Origin of the sequence: Candidatus Arthromitus sp. SFB-turkey, from assembly GCF_001655775.1 — a bacterium.
GTDB classification, from domain to species: domain Bacteria; phylum Bacillota; class Clostridia; order Clostridiales; family Clostridiaceae; genus Dwaynesavagella; species Dwaynesavagella gallinarum.
In genome coordinates, this window is record NZ_LXFF01000012.1 from 1 (window position 1) to 23,358 (window position 23,358).

16 protein-coding genes are annotated in these 23,358 nt (G+C 28.1%); 7 read left to right on the forward strand and 9 right to left on the reverse strand.

Translation table 11 applies throughout. The features are described from left to right. Positions 1-3,030: 3,030 nt before the first annotated feature. Positions 3,031-3,468 (reverse strand): hypothetical protein, encoded by a 438-nt coding sequence (locus A6P36_RS01660; protein ID WP_082917540.1) that lies wholly within the window; start codon positions 3,466-3,468, stop codon positions 3,031-3,033. A gap of 36 nt (positions 3,469-3,504) precedes the next feature. On the opposite strand from A6P36_RS01660, the gene A6P36_RS01665 reads away from it, so the two are divergent. Beyond that, on the forward strand, positions 3,505-4,143 hold the full coding sequence (locus A6P36_RS01665) for a YdcF family protein (protein WP_242861617.1): 639 nt from the start codon (positions 3,505-3,507) through the stop codon (positions 4,141-4,143). A gap of 80 nt (positions 4,144-4,223) precedes the next feature. Then, entirely contained in the window at positions 4,224-4,877 is a 654-nt protein-coding gene (locus A6P36_RS01670) for a DsbA family oxidoreductase (RefSeq protein ID WP_082917542.1), read from the forward strand. Between the two features lie 39 nt (positions 4,878-4,916). Here the strand turns inward: A6P36_RS01670 and A6P36_RS01675 are convergent, their stop codons facing one another. The 7 genes from A6P36_RS01675 to A6P36_RS08445 form a co-directional block, all read right to left on the reverse strand. Continuing rightward, positions 4,917-5,969: a hypothetical protein gene (locus A6P36_RS01675; RefSeq protein ID WP_066760473.1), complete on the reverse strand. Its 1,053-nt coding sequence runs from the start codon at positions 5,967-5,969 to the stop codon at positions 4,917-4,919. A gap of 29 nt (positions 5,970-5,998) precedes the next feature. Further along, positions 5,999-6,634, reverse strand: coding sequence for a hypothetical protein (locus A6P36_RS01680; RefSeq protein WP_066760474.1), 636 nt, complete (start codon positions 6,632-6,634; stop codon positions 5,999-6,001). Positions 6,635-6,767: 133 nt separating this feature from the next. Further along, on the reverse strand, positions 6,768-7,481 hold the full coding sequence (locus tag A6P36_RS01685; RefSeq protein ID WP_066760475.1) for a hypothetical protein: 714 nt from the start codon (positions 7,479-7,481) through the stop codon (positions 6,768-6,770). A gap of 106 nt (positions 7,482-7,587) precedes the next feature. Then, positions 7,588-8,151, reverse strand: a complete 564-nt coding sequence (locus A6P36_RS01690) for a hypothetical protein (RefSeq protein ID WP_156507952.1) — start codon at positions 8,149-8,151, stop codon at positions 7,588-7,590. Between the two features lie 234 nt (positions 8,152-8,385). Continuing rightward, on the reverse strand, positions 8,386-9,099 hold the full coding sequence (locus A6P36_RS01695; RefSeq protein WP_066760477.1) for a hypothetical protein: 714 nt from the start codon (positions 9,097-9,099) through the stop codon (positions 8,386-8,388). A gap of 73 nt (positions 9,100-9,172) precedes the next feature. After that, positions 9,173-10,018, reverse strand: coding sequence for a hypothetical protein (locus A6P36_RS01700; protein ID WP_066760478.1), 846 nt, complete (start codon positions 10,016-10,018; stop codon positions 9,173-9,175). 331 nt (positions 10,019-10,349) lie between these two features. Then, positions 10,350-10,481, reverse strand: a complete 132-nt coding sequence (locus A6P36_RS08445) for a hypothetical protein (protein WP_255363889.1) — start codon at positions 10,479-10,481, stop codon at positions 10,350-10,352. A 185-nt stretch (positions 10,482-10,666) separates the two neighbouring features. On the opposite strand from A6P36_RS08445, the gene A6P36_RS01705 reads away from it, so the two are divergent. The 4 genes from A6P36_RS01705 to A6P36_RS01720 all read left to right on the forward strand — a co-directional run bounded on the left by A6P36_RS01705 (position 10,667) and on the right by A6P36_RS01720 (position 17,633). Further along, positions 10,667-11,623: a D-2-hydroxyacid dehydrogenase gene (locus A6P36_RS01705; protein WP_066760479.1), complete on the forward strand. Its 957-nt coding sequence runs from the start codon at positions 10,667-10,669 to the stop codon at positions 11,621-11,623. Between the two features lie 336 nt (positions 11,624-11,959). Further along, on the forward strand, positions 11,960-13,894 hold the full coding sequence (locus A6P36_RS01710) for a DUF4214 domain-containing protein (RefSeq protein ID WP_066760480.1): 1,935 nt from the start codon (positions 11,960-11,962) through the stop codon (positions 13,892-13,894). Positions 13,895-14,014: 120 nt separating this feature from the next. Continuing rightward, positions 14,015-15,901 carry a DUF4214 domain-containing protein gene (locus A6P36_RS01715; RefSeq protein WP_082917544.1) on the forward strand — a complete coding sequence of 629 codons (1,887 nt, stop codon included), beginning with the start codon at positions 14,015-14,017 and terminating at the stop codon, positions 15,899-15,901. Between the two features lie 112 nt (positions 15,902-16,013). Then, positions 16,014-17,633 carry a DUF4214 domain-containing protein gene (locus A6P36_RS01720; protein ID WP_066760481.1) on the forward strand — a complete coding sequence of 540 codons (1,620 nt, stop codon included), beginning with the start codon at positions 16,014-16,016 and terminating at the stop codon, positions 17,631-17,633. A gap of 6 nt (positions 17,634-17,639) precedes the next feature. Here A6P36_RS01720 and glmS read toward each other — a convergent pair whose 3' ends face one another. Next, positions 17,640-19,466, reverse strand: coding sequence for a glutamine--fructose-6-phosphate transaminase (isomerizing) (gene glmS / locus A6P36_RS01725; RefSeq protein ID WP_066760482.1), 1,827 nt, complete (start codon positions 19,464-19,466; stop codon positions 17,640-17,642). 316 nt (positions 19,467-19,782) lie between these two features. Between glmS and A6P36_RS01730 the strand changes: the two genes are divergently transcribed. After that, entirely contained in the window at positions 19,783-23,307 is a 3,525-nt protein-coding gene (locus tag A6P36_RS01730) for a S8 family peptidase (protein WP_066760483.1), read from the forward strand. Positions 23,308-23,358: the final 51 nt, after the last annotated feature.

A 23,358-nucleotide genomic window follows, 5' to 3' on the forward strand; every position in this document is an offset into this window, starting at 1 on the left:
ACAAACAGGAAGTGGAGCACAGGGTAGTAGTGGAACTCAAACTTCTTCAGGAGATGGAGAAAGTATTAAAGTTAGAAGTGTAGTATACAATTTTGGTAATATACCAAAGTTTACAGCTGAAGGAAGTGAAGGAGGTTCNNACAAACAGGAAGTGGAGCACAAGGTAGTAGTGGAACTCAAAGTTCTTCAGGAGATGGAGAAAGTAATTGGTTAGGTAAGGTAAATTTTGCTGAAGCGAGAAAGAATTTAAAATCAGTTTCGGGAATAACGACAGTAAAAGAGAGTGGAACTTCAAAAGGAATAGATTTAAATAAAGCAAGGAAAAATTTAAAACCAGTTTCGGGAACAACAACAGTAAAAGAGAGTGGAGCTCATAAAGGAATAGATTTAAATGAAGTAAAGAAACAGTTAAAACCAGTTTCAGCAAGTGGACAAATAGAATTGAAAGATGAGGATGGTAATACACATAGAGCAGTTTTGGTAGATGTAAAAGGAACTAGTGAAGGAGTTTCAAAAAGACCAGGTTTATCAACGATAGTTGAAGAAGGGGAGAGTTCGGAGGGATTAAAACAACAAAGTTCATCATCGCAAACAGGAAGCGGAGCAGGAGCCCAAGGAAGTAGTGGTTCATCACCAAGTGGGAATAAAGGTGCTTTATCATCAGGACAACAAGGACAAGGCTCATTATCACAACAATCAGCAAGTGGATCGGGCGCTCAAGGAGGCAGTGGAGATGGTTCAGGAGGAAAGAAAACACCATCATCACCAGTAAGTGGACAAGCAACATCATCTAGTGCACAACAAATAGAAGTAAAAGATGAGGAAGGAAAGACACATCAAGCAGTTTTGGTGAACACAAAAGGAACTAGTGGGGGAGGAGTACAAGGAAGCAGTGGTTCATCACCAAGTGGAAGTAGAGGTGCTTCATTAGAACAACAAAGTTCATCATCGCAAACAGGAAGCGGAGCAGGAGCCCAAGGAAGTAGTGGTTCATCACCAAGTGGGAATAAAGGTGCTTCATCATCAGGACAACAAGGACAAGGCTCATCGTCACAACAATCAGCAAGTGGGTCAGGCTCGCAAGGAGGCAGTGGAGATGGTTCAGGAGGAAAGAGAACACCATCATCACCAGTAAGTGGACAAACAACATCATCTAGTGCACAAATAGAAGTAAAAGATGAGCAAGGAAATACACATCAAGTAGTTTTGGTAAACACAAAAGGAACTAGTGGAGGAGGAACTTCGAAAAAACCAGGTTTATCAACAATAGTTGAAGAAGGAGAGAGTTCGAAAGCGATAGGAGAACAAGGTAAAAAAAGTTCATCGACACAAACAGGAGGAGCACAAAAAGGAAGTGGGGCAGGAGCACAAGGAAGTAGTGAAGTTAATAAAGGCGGAAGTAAAACATCTTCAACATTGGTAAAACAACAAAAGCAATGGGATGGGTCAGGCAAGGTAGATTTTGATGAAGTAAAAAAATCGTTAAAACCAGTTTCAGGAACAACAACGGGAAAAGAGACTCAAGGTTCAGAAGGAATAGATTTAAATGAAACAAGGAAAAATTTAAGACCAGTTTCAGGAACAACAACGGGAAAAGAGACTCAAGGTTCAGAAGGAATAGATTTAAATGAAGCAAAGAAAAATTTAAGACCAGTTTCGGGAACAACAACGGGAAAAGAGACTCAAGGTTCAGAAGGAATAGATTTAAATGAAGCAAAGAAAAATTTAAGACCAGTTTCGGGAAGTGGAGCAGGAACACAAGGAACTGATGGAGATAATACGGCAGGAAAGAAAACATCGCCATCACTAGTAAGTAGTAGAGGAGAAGTAGAATTGAAAGATGACGACGGTAAGATATATAAAGCAGTTTTAGTGGATGTAAGCGAAGATGAAGTAGAAGTTTCACCAAAACCAGGTTTATCAACGATAGTTGAAGAAGGGGAGAGTTCGGAGGGATTAAAACAACAAAGCTCATTAACACAGATAGGAAGTGGAGATGGTCATGAAACAACAAGAATGGTACCTGGTGTTTCTACAGCTAAACTTGTAAGATCAGTTGTAAAAATTGAACAAGCAAGTAGTGAAGCTGTAGCAGGAAATAAATCATTTGCATCATTACTAGGTAAACAAACGCAACAAGGAAGTTCATCAGAAACAGTAGTTGAACAAAAACAATCATCTTTAAAGAAAGGTTCAACAACAACTACTACTGATAAATCATCTGGAAGTTCTGGAGGAATAGATTTTGATCAAGTAAAGAGTTTGTTGAAAAAAGTTGAACAAACAAAGACTGAAGAAAAATCTAGTAGTTCATCAAGCAAAGATTTTGATGAAGCGAAGAAAAAATTAAAACCAGTTACACAATCAGAAAAGAGTGGTGGAGAATCTTCTGGTGCTGTTACTCAAACGGAGTTACAATTAGCTATAGCTAATTTGAGGAAATCTCCTCCTATTGGAACGGGTATGTATGAAGATGAGGATGGTAATGAAGATGTAAGTAAGTATATTTTAGTAGGAAGAGGTAGTTATGGAGGTACAAGAAATCAGATAGATTTTCAAAGAAATGTTAAAACTGATGAAAAATTAACAGATTTTCAAGGGGAAAAAGGTTTTGTTAAAGCTGCCGCTCAAGTTTGGCAAAAAATATCAGAGGAAGATAAAAAAATAAAAGTGTCAAATCAAACAGGAAGTATAAATATATACACTGAAACTGATGAATCAGGAGATTTAAAAATTAATACGAGTACTATTAGTAAAAACTTAGAAGATGGTATAGGTCCGTTAAATGTAGACCCTAAATTTGCAAAGACATTAGCTAGAAATATAGAAGAAGGATATCAGAAAAAACTTCAAGAAATGGAAAGTAAAGGTTTGAGTCAATAGAGCTGATTTTTTAAATTTAAAATAGAATAGAGATTGAGTTTTAAGATAGTTGAGTTTACAAAACACCCATTTAGGGTGTTTTTGTTTATTATTTTAAAATATGTAAACATAATAAAATATAATAGTATTATATTCTGATGAATATTTTTAATTTTTATGTTTTTCTGCAAAATCTTTGATGTAGGAAGATAGTTTTTCTTTGTCGCTAATTTTTATTGTGTCCACAAGGATTTGATTTGGGGTAGTTTTATTTTCATTATCAATAATTTCTTCCTCTGATTTTTCTGAATCTTCTTCTATGTTAGGTTTTTCTTCAAATGTATCGTTAGATTTAATTGAAGGAAGGGTATTGATAAAATTATTAAATTTATCAACAATTGTTTTTATAGATTCTTTGTTTATATCATGTATTATAGAATCTTTAAATTTTATTGCTGGAAGAGATTCAAGTTCATATGCGCTTATGTAAGTTTCGTTATTTTTTATATTGTGTTGTAGAAAATCAATGTTGTAATTCTTCAAAAGATTTATTAATTCATCGTTAGAATCGTTGTCTTTATCTAAATAAAGATGTATAAATGACATAATATTCTCCTTAAAAATTTTCAAAAAGATTAATTCATGTATATAGTTTTCAAAATTTTATTGGAAATTATTCTTAATTTTTCAAAAATAAGCTTAAATGCAGAAGGTGAAATGATGATATTTTTGTTGGGCTTAATTATTTTGTGTTTGGTAATGTTCTTTTTGATTTTGTACTTAGTTTTAAAATATGAAAAAAGCAATTGTGAAAAATTTTGTGAATATGTTCTTGTTTTGGGTGCAAGAATTCTGGATGAAGATACACCGTGCAAAGTTTTAGAGAATCGTCTTATTTCTGCTATAATTTATTTACACAAATTTGAAAATTCTAAGGTAATAGTTAGTGGTGGAACTGGAATTGATGAACCTATTTCTGAAGGATACGTTATGAAAAAATATTTGATTAATCATGGAATTGATAAACATAGAATTTTTGTTGAAGATTTATCTACAAATACATTTGAAAATTTAAAAAATACAAAACAAATTTTAAAAGATGTTGATGAAATTTTAATAATAACAAGTAAGTACCATTTATTTAGATCAAAAATTTTGGCTAGACGAGTGGGTTTTAGAAACATTTATTTAATTGGAAGTGAAGTTAATGCAAGTAACAGGCAAAAAAATATAATTAGAGAAATTTTTGCAGTTATTAAATCTATTTTCTTTGATTGGTAATTTTTAATTAGAGTATAAAACTTAAAATTAAACAATACTAAAGTTAAGAATAAAGATTTAGTTTTGGGGAGTGTAATAATTTGTTAAATGTCAAGTTGTTTTACGACTTTATTTGTCCATTTAGTTATGTTTGTAAAGTTATGTTTGACAAACTAGCCAAAGAGTATCCATTGAAAATTGAATATTATACAAAAGAATTACATGTGGGAATATCTAAAGATGGTATAAGGACTTCTGAACTTTTTAATGTTTTACCTAATTATAGTTTAATACTTAAAATGCTTAGTAATATAGGGAGTAATTATGGCATAAAAATTAATGATGTTAAAGTGAAGTACAATACAAAAACGGCATTGATTTTGTCTAAATTAGCTAAGAAATATAATAAAGAATCGGAATATATAAACATCATTTATAAATTAATGTTTGAAGATTTAGATGATATAAGTAATATTGAGAATATACAGCAAGTTTTTCAAATTTTAGGAATGCCATTGAATTTTAGTGATGATGAAATTAAAAAATGCTATGTTGAATACTCAAATGATGCTTCATACGCAATAGATGTAAATCTTACGGGAGTGCCGTTTGTTGTTATAGATGATAAGGTAAAAATACAAGGTTTAAGAGAAGAAAAAATTTATGTACAAAAAATAGAAGAATGTTTAAATAATTCAACCCATATTACCTCCATAGGAAACGAGAATAATTTGAAATTGATAAAAAATATTTAGAAATAAAAAGAGATGCTTATAAAAACTAAGCATCTCTTTTTATTTTTTGTTAAATTTTTCATTTAGTTCTTTAATTAGCTGATCTTGAATAGAATTTCCACCTGTATTTAATGGTTTTTTAGAACTTGTATTATTGTTAGTTTTGTTTAAGCCTGAATCTAGTTTAGATGTTAATTGATTTTGTAAACTTCCTCCATTTGAGGTGGTTGTTGTAACTGGTTTTTTATCAGGTAATGGCGGCGCTGGTGGTATTGCACCTTGAGGAAGTGGAGGAGCATCTGGAATATTAGGTGTACCTGTGTTATTATTTTGTGTTTGAGTTAATGTATTTGAAGAGCCTGGTAGTGGTGGTGCTTTTGGTATATTTGGATCAGCATTTTCAAAAGCTTGGCTAGATGATGAAGATGAATTAAGAGATAAATTTTGTTTATTTGATGATGAATTTCCATTACCAAAAATTGATTCAAGTTTTTGACTTGCTTCATTATTTGCATTTAATTTACTAGGTTTATTATTGGCATTTTGTTTTTTATTTCCACTTTGCATTGGATTTCCATTACCTAAAATTATATTTAATTTATTTTTAAATCCAGAATCTAAATTTAATTTTTTTGAAGTAGATTGTTTTTGATAAGAAGAGTCTGTTTTATTTAAACTGCTTATTGCAGAATTTACAGCACCATTTTTTGAATTTATTTTAGGACTATTATTTTGAACTTTTGCAGTCAAATTTAGTTCTGCCACTCTTTGGCTTATTGGTCCCATTGCTTTTCCGTTATGAGGTGAATTATTATTAAACGCACTAACTTTTTGTAATACATTTCCTTTTGGAGTATTTACAGTTGAAGAATTTGTTTTAGTATTTAAACTATTTACAATTTTTGGAACGTTTGTAGCTTTTGGAATGTTTGTAGGTTTTGGAGCGATAGGTGGTTTAAGTAATCCTGTTTTTATTGTATTTCCGATTTTTACTGCTGTATTACCTACTTTCATTGCTGCGTTTGCGTCTTGACATTCAGATAAAATTGGTATTATAGGGAGTCCTAATACTAGAGCGGTTACTACTAATTTTGTTTTTTTAAGAAGTTTCATTGGTATACCTCCTTTCTAAAATTTTTAAATTAATGGTCTTTAAATATCGTAAGAGTACCAGCATCAGTATTTAATATAACAACATTTTGATATTGTTCAGGTTCCGCAGTAGGTTTGTTAGGATCTTTAGGTGTAAAAATTGGTTTTGGAACAGTACCATAACCTGGGTCTGGTTTTTCTGAATTTACGCTGGTACTATTTAATTTATTAGAAGATGTTGGAGGTTGTGGAGCGGGTCTTCTTGGTTTTAAACCAAGGTCTGCAGTGATTTCTGAATTGTTTATTTTATCTACTAAACTTGAAGAAGATTTTGGAGGTTGTGGAGCAGGTCTTTTTGTTGTTACTGAAAGTGAGTTTGATTTATTGACTAAGTTTGAAGTAAAATTAGGTGAAGTACGTGTATTAGGTAGTGTAGAAGATTTATTACCAGTAGTTGTTGTTGTACCTTGTTTTTTGATAGCGTTCAATGCACCTGAAGATATTTTTACACCACCACTTGTAATATTTGGAATTTTAATTGGTGTTGTTTTTATATTACTTAAAACTTTTCCTACGGCATTTTTCATCATAGCTTTTGTTTCTTGTACAGAACCATTTAAAAATAAAAGTGCTGGTAGAATAAAAACACTCCCTGTTAAAAATGGTTTTAACTTATTTTTTTTCATAATTTTTAAAACCTCGCCTATCCATAGATTTATTTATTAAATTTTTTGAATAAATTAATACTGTATTTATCGTATAAAGTTTATTAAAATTTAAAAAAATAAAAAAGATAAGACAAAAATGTCTTATCTTTTTTTAAAATTGAGTCTGATTAAATTTATTTATTAAAGCTTTAACACCGGTATGTCCTTGATCTGTTTCATTTGATTCAAAACTAGGGTTATAATTACTTGTTGTAACATTATCACCGAAATGTACTTTTTTACGAACAGGTTTATTACCACTAGAATTACCTTCTCCTTCATGGTGTACTTGAGCTTGTATAGTTAACTTTGATCCACTACTAGTTTGTGTTGAAGTAGTTTTAACTTTTGTATAAGTAACTTTATTATTTCCTCCTAAAATAACACCTGAACCTTCTCCTAAATCTTTCAAGTCAGCATAATGTCCAGAACTATTACCTCCAAAATTTTCATACAAGCTTTCTTGCAGCCTTTTTTGCTGCTCTGTTTGTGAATTTCCAGGATTTTTGGATTTTATAACTTGTGCATAAGTTGTTTCTTGACCAGAACCGTTAGAAGGATTATTTTTTGATGAACTATTGCCACCGAACATACCCCTCACTCTACTTAATAGTCTACTACCAGAAGAAGTATTAACTTTTGTTGTAGAGCTAGATTTTGATTTAAACGGATTTGAAAGTTCCAATCCTCCAATTTTAGCTGTAAGACCACGCCAACAATTTGTAAGAGGATTAGCTTCAGCAGTTTGTGTACTTGTGCAAAGTGCTGCAGCCATAACAAGAGTTGCCACAGTTGCACTAGATAATAATTTTATCTTTTTTTGCATAAAAATTTTTAAACCTCCTTTAGTTACTTTAATATTTTTATCGTTTTGTTAATTATAAATTTTATAATTTAATGTTAAAAATTTATAGTAATTCTTTAATCTGTTTTTATTTCATAGAGTCGAGCTGTTTTTGCAGTTTTAAAATTTTATGATTATTTTCAGCTTTTCTTCTACCTGCCTCTTGTATATCGATATATAATAATTGTCCTAAAGCACTGCCTTTGTCTCTCATATTAGTAAGTTTATCTTCTAGAATTCTCTTATACCCATCATCAAAATTTACTCTTGATTGCAATACTTCAATTTTTGTTTCTATTTTTTTTGTTTTTTTTGTATTTGATGAAGTTGAACTAGAAGTAGATATATAAATTTTATTTCCGGAATTTGAACGACTTAAAGTAGTAATTGAATTATCTGAAGAAGATTCAAAACTTGAATTATTTGTTCTAAGACTTGTAAGAATAGGAGAAGATGATGGCTTTTGAGAAAGAATTGAACCAATTCTCGATACGCCTGTACGTAATAATTTCATTACTGATTTAGCTTCTTGCCCTCCTGAAGTACAAGTACCTATAACGATTAAGCCTGAAACTAATGGGTAAACAATCGCACCAGATTGTAATCTTTTGTTTTTAAAAATATTCATATTGTTAAACTCCCTAAATCTCATAATAAACTTTGAATAATGATTTAAGCAAGCTTCATGATAGTTTATTATATTATAAAATATTTTCAATGAATAAACAATACAAAAAGTTAAAATTTATTTAAAAAAATTTAAAAATATATTTACAAAGCCAACTTAATTTGTAGTTTTAGTGAAGAAAATTGTTCTAGGAAGTTGAGTTGGCTTTTAAGGTTTAGTATTTTAATGACTTATTGAACTAATAGGAGAAGAACTATTTTAATTATTATGAATGTCTACAGTAACTGTTAATTTATGTTTTTTAGGTGGAACAGGTGGCGGAGTTTTAGGATTATTTCCATTATTTAGTCTGCTGTAATGAGTCTGATTATTTTTTAAATCTTCAAAATTTCCTGTAACAAATATTTCTGAATTTTCTCCATATAAACTCATTAAAAGATTTTTTCTTCCTTCTTCTGTAGAATAGTCTTTAGTATTTTCTCTACTTGTTTGATTTGTTGTAGTTGTTGTATCTTTATCAGATTCGAATACGGGATTTATATTTCCAGAGGTGCTAATTTTAGAAGATTTAGAACCACTGCTAGTAGTAAAAAAATTTTGAATTTTTGAGAGTAAGCCACTTTTGCTTTGTTTACTATTTGAAGTTGTTGAATCATTTTGGTTTGTAGAAGTTATTATTACGTCAGAACCACCTCCAAATTTTTGTTTAAAATTTTGCCATTCAGTTGTTTGAGGAGCAGTTGGAGAAGAAGACTTTCCACTTGATGCAGGTTTGTTTAAGTTAACTGATCTACTTGTGAAAGGATTAGAAAGAGTTAAACTATTAGCAATATTTCTAATTCTTATCCATAATCCGGAAAAACAGCTAGCTGAAACTTTGGTTTTATCTGTACCAATTATTGAAATGGATATTAATGATATTGTTGTAATAGAAGATAAAAGTTTTAATCTGGTTTTTGAATTCTTTAACATAATTAAATTACTCCTTGTATTTTTGAATATTATCTCTTGTTAATTTAAAATTGAAATTTGTATAGATTTTAATTTAATTTTGAAGGCTTTGAATTAATTGTTGAATATTTTTAATTTCATTTTCTAAATTTGATATTTTCTCAATTGAAACTCCTAAATGTAAGTATAGTGATTGTTTAATATTTACATCATTTGATCTATTAATGTCTTTTTCTAGAATAGATTTATTGTTTAGTTCTTCATCAATAAGTATATTTTTAACTTCAATCTCAGATAGAAGATCTGAAATTAAATCAGAATTTATAGGATTCTTATTTGAGTTAATTTTTGTTTCTGAGCTTGATGAGGAATCTTCTGAAGAAATGGAAAGTTTGTCAAAACTCACACTTGGATTAGATGTTTTTGGTTTGTTTTTAGTTTTTATTTGTTTATTACTACCACTAGTATTATTAGAATCATCAGAAGAGATTATATTAGATGTTAAACTTTCGGTATCATCGTTATCGTATGCAGCAGCTAAACGCACTCTTTTTTGTTTTGATTTGGAAGCAGGTTTATTATCATCACCTTTTAAGGTGTGAGTTATAGTATTAGCTTTTGTATTATCTTCAGTAGTAATGTTGTAAGATTTATCACTACCTTTGGTGAAGAAACTTTTCAATCTTGAATATAAACTGCTTGAAGGTTTTGAATTGTTTGATAATTTTGCTTTTGAATTAGGCTTATTTAGTTCATTTGAACCTGAATTAGATGGTTTAAATGGATTTGAAATAGTTAAACTATTACCGGCAGTTTTGAATTTTCTCCATAAATTAGAAAATGGATTTGCTGAAGTTTTATTTGTATCTATTATAGTCAATGTAGAAGTTAATATCACGATAGCTGCGGAGGTAGATATCAATTTGAGTTTATCTGACATAAAAATATCTCCTAAATTTATTTTTAAAGTTATTACTATTTAATTATTTTTAATTTTAGCAAGTTGATTTTGTAACTTTATAGCCTTTATCAAAATCAATTTTTGATTGCGTAGTTATAATTTTTGATTGAATTTTTATAACAGAATTTGATGAAACTTTAGTTTTTACATTTTTGTTATCATTTTGAATTTTAGGATTGATTTTAAGAGTTGTTTTTTAAGGAAGATTAGAGGTAGGATTTAATGGAGTAAATTTTGTTTTTTTACTTGAATGCATTGAAGTTAGATTATATGATTTCGAATTTCCAGTAAAGTTTATTTTAAATCCACTTTATATTCCTCGTAAAAATTTCATTAAAGCATTAGAATTTTGAGCGTTTAAAAAAACACAAAAAGATGAAACTAAAGTAGAAAGTACTATAAATTTATGAACATGAAAATTTTTATTTTTATAAGTATTCATGGATATTCATCCTAATTTAACAAAAAAATATTATTTTGTTAAATTAAATTATAAAACATTTAAAAAAAATAAACAATATTTAAAAAAATTATATTTAATATAGATTGAAACAAAAATTTGAAAAAAAATATGTTACTTGTTAGTATTTTATTTGTACAATTATTTTTACTGGAGGTGTTTTAAATATGAAAAAGTTAGTTGTTTTAGATGCTTTCTCTGTAAATTCTGGGGATTTTTCCTGGGATGATTTTTCAAAATTTGTTGATGAAATTAAAATATATGATAGAACAAATAAAGATGAGGTTTTTGATAGAATAAAAGATGCTAGTTATATTTTAGCTTGTAAATCTTTAATAACTAGAGATATCATAGAAAAATGTAATAATCTTGAATATATAGGTTCTATGGCAACAGGATTTAATCACATAGATGTTGAGTTTTGTAATCAAAAAAATATTGTGGTTACAAATGTTCCAGATTATTCAACTAATGCTGTGTCTGAACTTGTGTTCGCTTTAATATTTGAAGCTTTTAGGAAAGTTTCTGAACATAATAATAAAGTTCAAAAAGGTGAATGGATAAATTCAAAAGATTTTTGTTTTTATAACAAAGATGTTTGTGAGATTGCTAATAAAACAATTGGGATCTTAGGATATGGAAACATAGGGAAGAAAGTTTCTAAGATTGCACAAGCTTTTGATATGAAAGTTTTGGTACATACAAGAACAAAAAGAGAAGATACAGAAAATGTAAAATTTGTATCTAAGGAAGAATTATTTAAAAATAGTGATATTATTACTTTGCATTGCCCTCTTAATGATGAAACAAAAGAAATTATAAATAAAGATTCAATTTCAAAAATGAAAGATGGAGTAATTATTGTAAATACTGGAAGAGGACAGCTTATAAATGAAATTGATTTAAGAGATGCTTTAAATAGTAAGAAAGTTGGATATGCACTTTTAGATGTTGTATCTGTTGAACCTATGAAAAAAGACAATCCACTTCTTAATGTAGAGAATTGTATTATAACACCACACTATGGATGGTGTCCGTTTGAAACTAGAAAGAGATTGTTTGAGATATTAATGAAAAATTTAGAAAATTTCGTTAAAGGTAATCCGATTAATGTAATTAAATAAAAAAGATTTAAAGAGAACTACGAAAATAGTTCTCTTATTTTTTTGTTCTAAACTTACTATTTATGGTAATTTGAAAAACAATTTTACTAAACAAACTTATAAAAAGTATTTAAAATTTGATGAAAAATAATTCGAAAAAATGTTTTAAAAAAGCAATAAAGATTACAAATTGTAACCATTTGGGGATTATTTTCAAATAAAATTTAAAAAAAATATAAAAAAGTATTGCAAAATTATAACAAATAAATTAGAATTATAAACAACAAGTGACTACAAGCATCGGACGGACAAGCTAAGTAAAAGTTTAAATATTTTAAAATTAAGGAGATACAAACGATGTTAAGAAAGAAATTGTCAAAATTAATAGTTGGTATTATGGCTGCTGTAATGCTTTCAGGAGGTATGAGTGGTGTAGGACAAGCTGCATTTGCAAGCTCTAATGCTAGTGTTGTTAGCGCTGAAGCTAGAACAGTTCAAAATGCTACAACTCCTCAAGAAATGTTAACTCATGTAAAGGATTCTAAAGTATCTACTATAAATGTTACTGCTCCTATAGCGTTGGATAAAGATATAATTACAGCAATAAATAGTAGAACTACTCAATTAACAATTGAAGTTAGTGGTAACGGAGTTTTAGAAATACCTACTAATACTTTTACACAAGCAGTTACTATAGATGGAAATGGTCAATCTAATCCTAGTCAATCTTTAATAACAATAGCTAGAGGAACTGGTAAAACTGGAGAATTATTGAGAATTGCTAATGGTGTTCAATCGGGAGTTGTTATAAAAAATGTAATTTTCAATAATGGAAATGATGAAACTCAATCTGCGATTATACGTAATGGACAAAATGATAAGGTTACATTGGATAGCAACCATTTAGTTGGAAAGGGTTCTTTAGTATTGCAAAATGGAGCTCTTACTGGATTTACATTAGAAAATAATACATTAGGTGAAGGAAAATTGTTAAGTCGTCAAACGTTACCAGTTACTTTTAATGCTGTTCCAGGTCCTACAGTTATTAATTTTTCTGGTAGTATAAAAGATGATGGAACTAGTGTTAATGTTCAAGTAGGAAGTACAGCTACAGTAATAGTTAAAGATGCTTCAAATAAAGAGGTTTTTAAAGATGTTACTGCTCTTGATGTTATGAATGGAACAAGTAATAGATTTAATGAAGCAAAGTTTTCTTTAGATGTTACTGGATTAGCACAGAATGCAAAATATAGTGCTGAAGTTACATTTAATATTGTTGATGAGGTTAAAAATAAATATACTAGAGTTCAAACAGTTAATAATTTAGAAACAAAAGGTACTTTTTCATCAACAGTTACAAGTACAGGTAATAATTCTGCTACTATAACTTTGAATCATGGAGATCTTGCTACAACTAGTTATCCATTAACTCTTGAGGTGTTTAATGGTAGTACATCTGTATTTGTACAGAGAGATATAAGACATAGTACAACTTCAACATCTGTTAATGCAACTGGACTTGCTTCCGGTACGAATTATACTTATGAAATAAGAGATAATGCAAACAAGGTTATTAATACAGGAACATTTACAACAACTTCTTCAACAATTACAGGTGGAGGAAGTACAGGTGGTTCAGTTACATCAGGAGATTTAACAACTAATGACATTAACAGAGCTGATATAAAAGACGTTAGTGTATCTATACCAGTTGGAAATACAACTTTAGCTAATAGCTTAAGAGATGGTAGAGATTATAAAACTAATATTGAAGGTGTAACTGTAACATACAGCAATGGTAAAGTTGAGTTTACTGGATTAGTTCCTGAGAAAGATTATAGAGATTTAACTATAACTTACACAGATAAAGACGGACGTACAAGAACAGTTAAAGTTCCTTCATTTAAAACAAAAGTAAGTGAGACTAAACTTAGACAATTTATCGTAGATGTTTATAGATATTCATTAGACAGAGTAGCAGACGAAAGAGGATTTGCTTACTGGGAAGATCAATTAAAGAATAAGAAGACAAGCCCAGCTGATTTTGTTAAGAACTTGTTAAATGAGCCAGAGTTTATTAACAAGCATAAAACAACTACAGCAAAGATTGAAGGATTGTACCAAGTTATAGTTAACAGAAAATCAGACTCTCAAGGTTTAAGCTTCTGGACTAAGAAATATGATGACTTAGTAGCAAGAGGATATTCTGAGTCAATGGCTCTTAGAGTTATAGTTGACGAAATGGTTAATGAGCAAGAGTTCAAAAATAGAGTTAGAGATTTAGGTCTTTAATAAATTTAAGGTTTACCTTTTAGGTAAGCCTTTTTCTTTTAAAAAATAGTTGCAAAATAGTTACAAATATATTAAAATATTTTTAATAAGATTAGTTGTTATATACTAAGGAGAAATTTTATGTATAAAAAATTATCAAAAGTATTTGTTTCTACTATTTCAGTTTTTTCATTAGGCTTAATGACAATTCCTGTTTGTGCTATTGAAAATGTAGTTGATAAAGTTTCAAGTGCAGAAAATTTTGAAAATTTAATAGATAAAGTTATAGTAACAAATGAACAAGAATTAATAGATGCTTTGAAGAATGAAACTGTTAAGGAAATTGTTGTTGAAGGAAATATAACAATAGTTAAAAATATTGATTTAACAAATTTATCTAGAGATGTAAAAATAATTGTTGGTTCACCAGATGTTTTAGATTCTTCTTTGGTTGTTATACAAGGTACAAAAATAAATGGAGCAGGAAAATTAACAATAATAAAAAATAATGATAAAAATAAAACGATGATAGATTTTAGAAAAGTTATGAGTTCAGGAGAACCATCACAAACTATTTTTCAAGGAATGACTATTTCAGGAAATAGTAGTGAAATAATAATGAACAATACTATAGATAATTTACTTTTAAAAAATATTACAATTCAAAATTTAACTTTATTTGCAAATGAAAAGACAGATAAGCAAGTTTTGCAGAAAGTCAATTTTATAAATTCTTCGATTAATTCAAATCAAAATAAATCCCCACAGATTATAAAAGAGAGTGTAAACACAAGTTCAACTTCAATTTTTTTCGATGGAATTGTTGATTCAAATATTTCTAAAGAAAATTTAAGTGTTGTTGCAGTAGATAAATCAGGTAAAATTATTGAATCTAAAAATGTTAATATTGATCACGCTGGAAATGTACAATCTGTAATTGAAAATTTAAAAGAAGGAACGAATTATGATTTATATCTTGTCAAATTTGAAGGTGAAGGGGAAAATAAAAATGCCTTTTTGTCTTCGCCACTTAATGTTTCAACTCTTAATTTTAAATCTTCAGTAGAATCTGAGAAAGCAACTAGTGTTCAAATAAGAATTTCTGAAAATAAGCTTGAAGATAAATATTATCCATTATATTTAATTTTAAGGCTTGGAGGAGTTGAATTTAAAAAAGTTCAGATTCCTAGACAAACAACTTCAGGGGATTTAATTTTAAATATTACAGGTTTAAAAGAAGATTTGGATTATACTTATGAAATCGTAAGTTATTTAGATGGAACAAATCCATCAATAATAGATAAAGGTAAATTTAAAACTTTAAAGAATTCTTTGATTATTGGTGAAAATAATAATTCTAGTTCTTCAGTTTTAAATTTCACTATTTCACAAGATGGTATGCAAAAATCTAATATTGAAGATACAAGTGTAAAAGTTTATTTAACTGAAAATATACAAAATTATGCAAAGAATGGGAAAAATTTCAAAACAAATTTAGAAGGTGTTAGTGTTAAATTTGTTGATGGAAAATTTTTAGTAGAGGGTCTTATACCAGGAAAAGATTATAGTAGTTTGAAGATTTATTTTGAAATTCAAAATGGAAGGAAAGTTGTTGTAAGTATACCAAAGTTTACAACTCTTGAAGAGACAACTGATTTAAATGAATTTATAAAAGATGTTTATTTTAATGCTCTCAATAGAAATCCAGATGAAGTAGGGTTTTGGTACTGGGTAGACAAGCTTTCTTCTAAAGAAATAAGTGTTGATAAATTTGTAAAAAACCTTTTAAATGAAAATGAGTTTATTAGAATCAGACCTACAACTAAAAGCAAAATAGAAGGACTTTATAAGGTAATTGTAAATAGAACATCGGATAAAGAAGGTTTAGAATTTTGGGTGAGTATGTATGAATCTTTGCTTAAAAATGGATATTCTGAGGAATTTGCTGTTAAAATAGTTGCGGATAGAATGATTAATGAAGATGAGTTTAAAAACCTTGTTAAAAATTTGAAGGTTATAACTAATTAAGTTTACCTATTTTGGTAAACTTTTTTATTTCAAAAAGTGTTTGTATTTATATAAATTTATTCTAAAATTATTACGATATTTAAAATGAGTACGAAAAAGGAGTTGAATACTGATGGATGCAAGAAAAAATATTTATTTTTACATTGTTTTTTTATTTATGCTGTGTAGTTTTTACATATGTAACGGCTTTTCTGTTAATGCTCAGATCCCACAAGAGATTAATATAGAGTATTTAAAGAATAAAGAAAATGAATATGTTGATTATTTATTTACAACAAAAGAAGTAAGTTTATCAAAAATTACAGATTCTTCTATAACTATTACTTCTGAAAATTTTAATAAAGATTTTTTGGAAAATGCTAAGAGTTTAAAAAATACGTTTGGTTATGATGTGAATTATGAAAATGGAGAATTAATTGTTTCTGGACTTATCCCAGATTTTTTATACAATTCTTTGTATATTGAAGCTGAATCATTTAATAATGAAAAATATGTTTTGGAAATCAAGAATTTTAAAACTGCAAAATCACAGGATTTAATAAAACAATTTGTTACCCAAACTTTACAATATACAATTAAGAAATCAATACTTCCTATTGATTTTTATATGTGGGAGCATAAAATTTTGATGAAAGAGGTAACACCAGAAGAATTTATTTTTAGAGTTTTACAGCATCCAAAAATTTTGTACAATACAGATACTCCTGAAAAATTTATAGAGAAAGCTTATTCTGCAATATTTTTAGATCATATAAGTAGAGACGAATTAATTAACTGGTTAAATAAATTTAATGAATATAAACAAAAATATTTTATGAAAGATGATGAAGTATGGACGTTGATTATTGAAGAAATGATTCAATCAGAAGATTTTAAAAATAGAATTGAGCTTTTAAATATTGATGAATTAGAAGTTCCTTTAAGTACTCGTTATTCAGAAGTTTATGAAAATTCAAAATTTGATTATAAAATTGATAATGAAATTAAAAATTTATATGTTATGGACTATAACGAGTTAAATAGAACTAAAATGAATGAAACTGGTGCGGTATTATTTTTAAATGAAGGCTTTAGTGATGTGCTAAATAGTAATAGTAAAATTTTTGTTGATATAGAAAATGCTACAGCTAAATATAAAAATGGGAAAATTATAATAGAAGGTCTTGCTCCTAATACAGTTTATAGAAATTTTAAAATTGTTTATACAAATAGAGGACTTGAAAAAATAATATTTGTTCAGTGGATTAAGACTACTAGAACTAAAGAACAAAAGTTATTAAAGAGCAATAAAGTAGATAGAAAATTTAATGTTTTAGATAATTTTGGATATTCTATTGATGATTTTTTAAAAATTTTCTATGAGAAGAAATATGGTTTGGAAATTAAAGAGGATGAATTAGATTGTTTAAAACTTTTATTTGTCGTTGATAGGGTTAAATTAGAAAAATTTTTAAATCTAGTTTATAAATCAGATTTTAATATTGATAATAAAATTTTAATTTCAAAATTATATGATGTTATTTTTAATAGAGCTGCCGATATTGAAGGATTAAAATATTGGGTAGAAAAATTTGAAATTTATGAAGGTTTTATGAGTAATTCCTATGAAATTGTGAAAAAAATTATTTTAGAGATGATGGATAGTGATGAATTTAAAAATAGATTTAATGATGCTGTTTTAAAAAATATTATTGAATTTAATAATAGAGATAAAAAGCTACACATTGTGTAGCTTTTTTTATTCAACAGTTACAGATTTTGCAAGATTTCTAGGTTTGTCCACATCGTTTCCACGCATAACAGAAATGTAGTAAGCTAAAAGTTGCATTGGAATTATGCTTAATAATGGTGTGAATATATCGAATGTATTTGGAATTTTTAAAATTTCATCACATAGATTTTCAATATTTTTGGAAGATTCTTTTACAACTGTTAAAACGTGAGCACCACGAGCTTTAATTTCTTTTATGTTTGAGACCATTTTATCAAATAAATTTTCTTGAGTTGCAAAGGAAATTACAAAAGTGTTCTCCTTAACTAAAGCTATTGTTCCGTGTTTCAATTCTCCAGCACCAATGGCAAATGAATTAATGTATGAAATTTCTTTAAGTTTAAGGCTTGATTCATATGCAATTTCCATATCAATATTTCTTCCCATATAAAATATTGATTCGTTATTAAATTGCATTGATGAGATTTTTTTAATTTGATCTTGGTTGTTTAAAATGCTTTCGATTTTATTTGGTATTGTTGTAAGTTCGTTAATATAAGTGCTTATTTCATCGTCATTCATTTTGTTCAAAAGTTTTGCAAAGTGTAAAGATATTAAGTAAAATCCTAGTAATTGACACGTAAATATTTTGGTGGAAGCAACTCCAATTTCGGGACCACCTAAAGTGTAAAATATATAATCAGATTCACGAGTTAATGAAGAACCTACAATATTTACAATACTTAAAATTTTTGCACCTTTCTCTTTTGCAAGTCTAAGACTTTGAAGAGTATCTAAAGTTTCCCCAGATTGAGAAATACATATAACTAAAGTTTTTTCATCAATTAAAGGGTCATTGTATCTAAATTCTGACGCAATGTCGCAAATTGCATTTATTCCAGCAAATTTTTTAAGAGCGTATTTACCAATAAGTCCAGCATTATATGCAGTACCACAACCAATAATATAAATTTTATCAAATGCTTGAAGTTCTTCTTTCGTAATTTTTAAATTTTCAAAATTTATTTTTCCATTTTTCAAATTGTGGTTTAATGTGTTTAAAACTGCTCTTGGTTGTTCATGAATCTCTTTTAATGTAAAGTGTTCATATCCTTCTTTTTCAGCAGATTCAATATCCCAAGTTACTTCAAATGGTTTTCTATCAACGGTTCTTTTCAAGTTATCATAAATTTGAATTGTATCTTTTGTAATTTCAACGAATTCATTGTTTTCAACAAGTAAAATATTTTTTGTATGTTTTAAAATAGCAGGAATATCTGAGGCAATAAAATTTTCATTTTCACCAATACCAATTATTAAAGGGCTATCTTTTCTAACAGCAATTAATTTATCAGGTTCATTTTTGCATATTACACCAATTGCATAAGCTCCCTCCATTCTGTGAACAGCTTTATAAACTGCATCAAGTAAATTTCCTTCAAAATAATAATCAATTAAATGTGCGATAACTTCAGTATCGGTTTCAGATTTTAGTTTGATATTACATTCGCTTTCTAAAAAGTTTTTTAACTCTAAATAATTTTCAATAATTCCATTGTGAATTACAGCGATTGTTTCTTCTGTGTTTGTATGTGGGTGAGCGTTTAAATCTGAAGGTTCTCCATGAGTTGCCCATCTTGTATGCCCAATTCCTAAATGTGAATTGAAATTCTTATTTTCAATTTTTTCTTCAAGATTTGTTAATCTTCCTTTAGATTTTTCAATGATAATATGATTGTTTGAGTAAATTGCAATTCCTGATGAGTCATATCCACGGTATTCAAGTTTTTTTAACCCATCAATAAGAATTGGAACTGCATTTTTTTTACCTATATAACCAACAATTCCACACATAAATTAATCTCCTTACTTTTTAAAAATTAAAATGTATTTGTCTTTTATCTTTTTGTGCTTTAAATTACTTTAAAGTTTTGTAAGATAAATTACGGTAGACATTACCGCAGGGAATCCGCCGAAAATCGATTAACCCTGTCCTCGTCAGCTAATATAGCTCAGGCGCTTTTAAAATTTTTAGTGAAATTTTTAATCACCTCCTAAAACACAAAACAATTTTATCAATTATTAATTTTAACTTCAATTAATAAATTGGAAACTTATAGACTGTAATAATATAGTTTATTAGATAGAAATAATTTAAAGTGAGAAATTCATGAATGAAATTTTAAAATTGATTTTAGATCAGGACTCAATATATGAAAGAGGAAAACTTTACAAAAATATTGTTTATAACAATTTTTCAATTACAGAAAAAATTCCATTATTGTATAAAACAAATAACAAAAGAAAAACTTTAGAAATTTTAGATCAAAACAATATTGAAAATGATTCTTTTTATGGAGATTTTGGAGCAATATATTTATTTGTTAATGAACTTGATTTAATTAACAAAATTAAAAATGAAATTGGAGATAATATTTATTTTGATTTTTCCTATCCAATAAAATTTGATGATATAAATTCAAATTTTAATTCATGCGTTTTTGAATTGAGTAATTCTAAAGATTTAACAGGAGAAGGAGTTGTAATTGCTTTTATCGATACAGGAATTGATTATACTTTGAATGCATTTAGAAATGAAGATGGAACAACAAGAATTAAGTACATGTATGATCCAAATACAAACATTCTTTATAATAGTGAGGAAATAAATATCGCATTAAAATTAGAAGATCCATTTAGTTTAATAGATGAAAATGATTTAAAAGGACATGGAACAGCAGTTGCCTCTGTTGCTTGTGCAGGTGGAAATATAGAAAAAAATTTATATGGTGTTGCTACAAAAAGTCAAATAATTAGTGTTAACACAACTACAAATATAGATTCAACGGAAACTCTTTTTCATACGGTTATAAAAGCACTGGATTTTTTATTAAAGAAGCAGAAGGAAGAAAATTTTCCTCTTGTTGTTAATATGAGTTTTAGTACAAATTTTGGAGCGCATACAGGAAGGAGTATTCTTGAAGAATATGTTAGTAGTTTTGCTATGAATCCAAATATTTCTGTTGTTGTTTCTGCTGGAAATGAGGGGGGAGCGGCTCATCATAAAAGTGGAAGAATAACTTCAGAAGGAGAAGAGATAAACATAGAAATTAGCGGAGAACATAAATCAATACCAATTTCTTTATATAAAGGAATTTTGACAGACTTGTATATAAAAATAATTTCTCCTAAAACAGGAAGTAGTCAAGTAATAAGATTATTTGAAGGAATTCAAACTATAAAACTGGGAGGAGATTCTGTAATCATACTATTTACTGGACCAAATAGCTATAATGTCCAAGGAGATATTCAGATTATTATAAATGCGGATAAAGATAACTATATAGAGCAAGGAATTTGGACAATACAAATAATATTAGCTAATGAATATGAAAGCGAGTATAATATGTGGCTTCCTATAACGGAATCTATCGGTAATAAAACAAGATTTTTAGATCCTGATAATTATAATACACTTGGATCACCTGCAACAGTTTTTAATGTTATTTCTGTTGGAAGTTATAATTACAGAACTGAAACTGTTTCTTTATTCTCAGGAAGAGGTAGTTTAAATGATTTTAATATTAAGCCGGATGTTTTGGCTCCGGGAGAAGAAGTAAGAGTGATTTATCCCGGAGGAAGAATTTCAACGGTTTCAGGAACAAGTTTTTCAGCTCCAGTTGTAGCTGGAATTTGTGCTTTATTAATGGAATGGGGAATCGTAAAAAAGAATAAAAAAAATCTTTATGGTGAAGTTATAAAATATTTTTTGATTAGAGGAGCAACAAGAATTAGAGATATAAAGTATCCAAATAATTCTTATGGATATGGATTTGTTTGTGCTTCAAGAAGTTTTAATGATATAAGTGAGAGTATTAATAATATTTTAAATTTAATAAATAGTGAATCACGAAATAAATATGACTTGAGAGAAGAAGTAAATTTATTTAATTTTGATAAGTTAAAAACACAAATATGTCCTTTAGATGTATTTAATGATCCAACAAGGATAGAATTTTTAGGAACAGTTAATAAAAATCTTGGTGAAATTGGAGATGGAGTTTGTATATATCCACTTAAGAATGAAACAGATAATGAATTTGTTGCTATAGTGTCAATTCCAATAAGTGAACTAAATGAATTTGAGAAAATTTATTTTTTGAATGAAAATATTTCAATTCAAAAATCATATTATTATGCACTTTGTAGTGAAAGTATTTCTCCCATAACAGATGCTGGTATATATCAAACTCAAAATAATGAATATTTAAATTTAACTGGAAGAGATGTAATAGTTGGAATAATTGATACTGGAATTGATTATTTGAACAAGGAATTTATTAATGAGTTAGGAGAAAGTAGGATTTTAGAAATATGGGATCAAACAATTAAAGATAATTATGATAGTGATAATTTGTTTGGAACTGTATATACAAGAGAACAAATAACAGATGCTATAAAATTAAAAGAAAATGGAGGAGATCCTTATTCGATAGTTCCTTCACGAGACATTGTGGGACATGGAACTGCTATGGCAGGTATTACAAGTGCAGCTGGATATGGAGTGGTTAAAGGAGGAGCACCTAGTAGTGATTTGGTTATTGTAAAACTGAAAGAGATTTCAAAAGAATTTAGAGAATATTTAGATTTTGAAATAAATGAAACTCCAATATATGATGAAGTTTCGATTTATTTAGCTCTTAAATATTTGAAGAAAGTAAAATCTAAATATAACAAACCTATGGTTGTTTTAATTCCATTACAAACAAATGGTGGGGATCATTGTGGAAATACAATTCTTGGAAATCAAATAACAGAATATTCAGAAAATTTAGGATTTATTGTTGTAGTTCCATCAGGTAACCAAGCTAATAAACAAATTCACACTACAGGAGTTATTCAAAAAATTGATGAAGAAGGTTTAATAGAACTTTTTGTTGATAAAGGTCAGAGAAAATTAAGAATTGATGTGTATGTTGAAAATTTTGCAAGAGCATCTTTAGTAGTTATTTCTCCATCAGGTGAGAGAACAGGTAAATTTAATTTAGATTTTGGGAAACTATATGAGTTTAAATTTTTATTTGAAGAAACAAATATGAGAATACTGTGTAAAATTGAAAAAAATTCTATTGAAATGGTGCAGTATATTGAAATATTTTTTGATAATCTAAAGCCAGGAATATGGAAAATTATTTTAGTTTCAGAAGATGAACAGATATTAAAATATGATGCGTATTTGAGTTTAAGAGAATTTTTAAGAACAGAAACTAAATTTTTAAACTCTAGTTCAAATAATACTATAACTTCTCCAGCTACAGCAAGATTAGCTGTATCTATGGCATATTTTAATCAAAATTTTACTTCTATAGTTGCTGAGTCAGGTCAAGGGTACACATTAGATGGAAGAGTTTCTCCAATTCTTGCAGCAGGGGGAATTAATGTATTAACAACAGGAAAAGGAGGAACGGAATATTTGATTAGTGGTAGTTCTGTTTCAGCAGCTGTTGCAGCAGGAGGAATTGCACTTATTTTAGAATGGGGAATTGTACGTAAAAATAGAATTAAATTAAATGCTGCTGTTATCATATGGTTACTTATAAGTGCTGCAACAATTCCAAAAGGATATGATTTTCCAAATAAATATTGGGGATATGGACTTTTAAATATTAGGAATGTATTTGAAATATTAAGATAAAAAAGTATTCACTTTCTAAAAAAATTTAGAGAGTGAATATTTTTTTGTATA

Excerpts from the sequence above, each read along its gene's own strand:
- A6P36_RS01660 (WP_082917540.1), bottom strand. The coding sequence starts at position 3,468 with ATGTCATTTATACATCTTTATTTAGATAAAGACAACGATTCTAACGAT.
- A6P36_RS01710 (WP_066760480.1), top strand. The coding sequence starts at position 11,960 with ATGTTAAGAAAGAAATTGTCAAAATTAATAGTTGGTATTATGGCTGCT.
- A6P36_RS01730 (WP_066760483.1), top strand. The coding sequence starts at position 19,783 with ATGAATGAAATTTTAAAATTGATTTTAGATCAGGACTCAATATATGAA.
- A6P36_RS01715 (WP_082917544.1), top strand. The coding sequence starts at position 14,015 with ATGTATAAAAAATTATCAAAAGTATTTGTTTCTACTATTTCAGTTTTT.
- A6P36_RS01680 (WP_066760474.1), bottom strand. The coding sequence starts at position 6,634 with ATGAAAAAAAATAAGTTAAAACCATTTTTAACAGGGAGTGTTTTTATT.
- A6P36_RS01665 (WP_242861617.1), top strand. The coding sequence starts at position 3,505 with ATGTATATAGTTTTCAAAATTTTATTGGAAATTATTCTTAATTTTTCA.
- glmS (WP_066760482.1), bottom strand. The coding sequence starts at position 19,466 with ATGTGTGGAATTGTTGGTTATATAGGTAAAAAAAATGCAGTTCCAATT.
- A6P36_RS01700 (WP_066760478.1), bottom strand. The coding sequence starts at position 10,018 with ATGTCAGATAAACTCAAATTGATATCTACCTCCGCAGCTATCGTGATA.
- A6P36_RS01695 (WP_066760477.1), bottom strand. The coding sequence starts at position 9,099 with ATGTTAAAGAATTCAAAAACCAGATTAAAACTTTTATCTTCTATTACA.
- A6P36_RS01690 (WP_156507952.1), bottom strand. The coding sequence starts at position 8,151 with ATGAGATTTAGGGAGTTTAACAATATGAATATTTTTAAAAACAAAAGA.
- A6P36_RS01675 (WP_066760473.1), bottom strand. The coding sequence starts at position 5,969 with ATGAAACTTCTTAAAAAAACAAAATTAGTAGTAACCGCTCTAGTATTA.
- A6P36_RS01705 (WP_066760479.1), top strand. The coding sequence starts at position 10,667 with ATGAAAAAGTTAGTTGTTTTAGATGCTTTCTCTGTAAATTCTGGGGAT.
- A6P36_RS01720 (WP_066760481.1), top strand. The coding sequence starts at position 16,014 with ATGGATGCAAGAAAAAATATTTATTTTTACATTGTTTTTTTATTTATG.
- A6P36_RS01685 (WP_066760475.1), bottom strand. The coding sequence starts at position 7,481 with ATGCAAAAAAAGATAAAATTATTATCTAGTGCAACTGTGGCAACTCTT.
- A6P36_RS08445 (WP_255363889.1), bottom strand. The coding sequence starts at position 10,481 with ATGAATACTTATAAAAATAAAAATTTTCATGTTCATAAATTTATAGTA.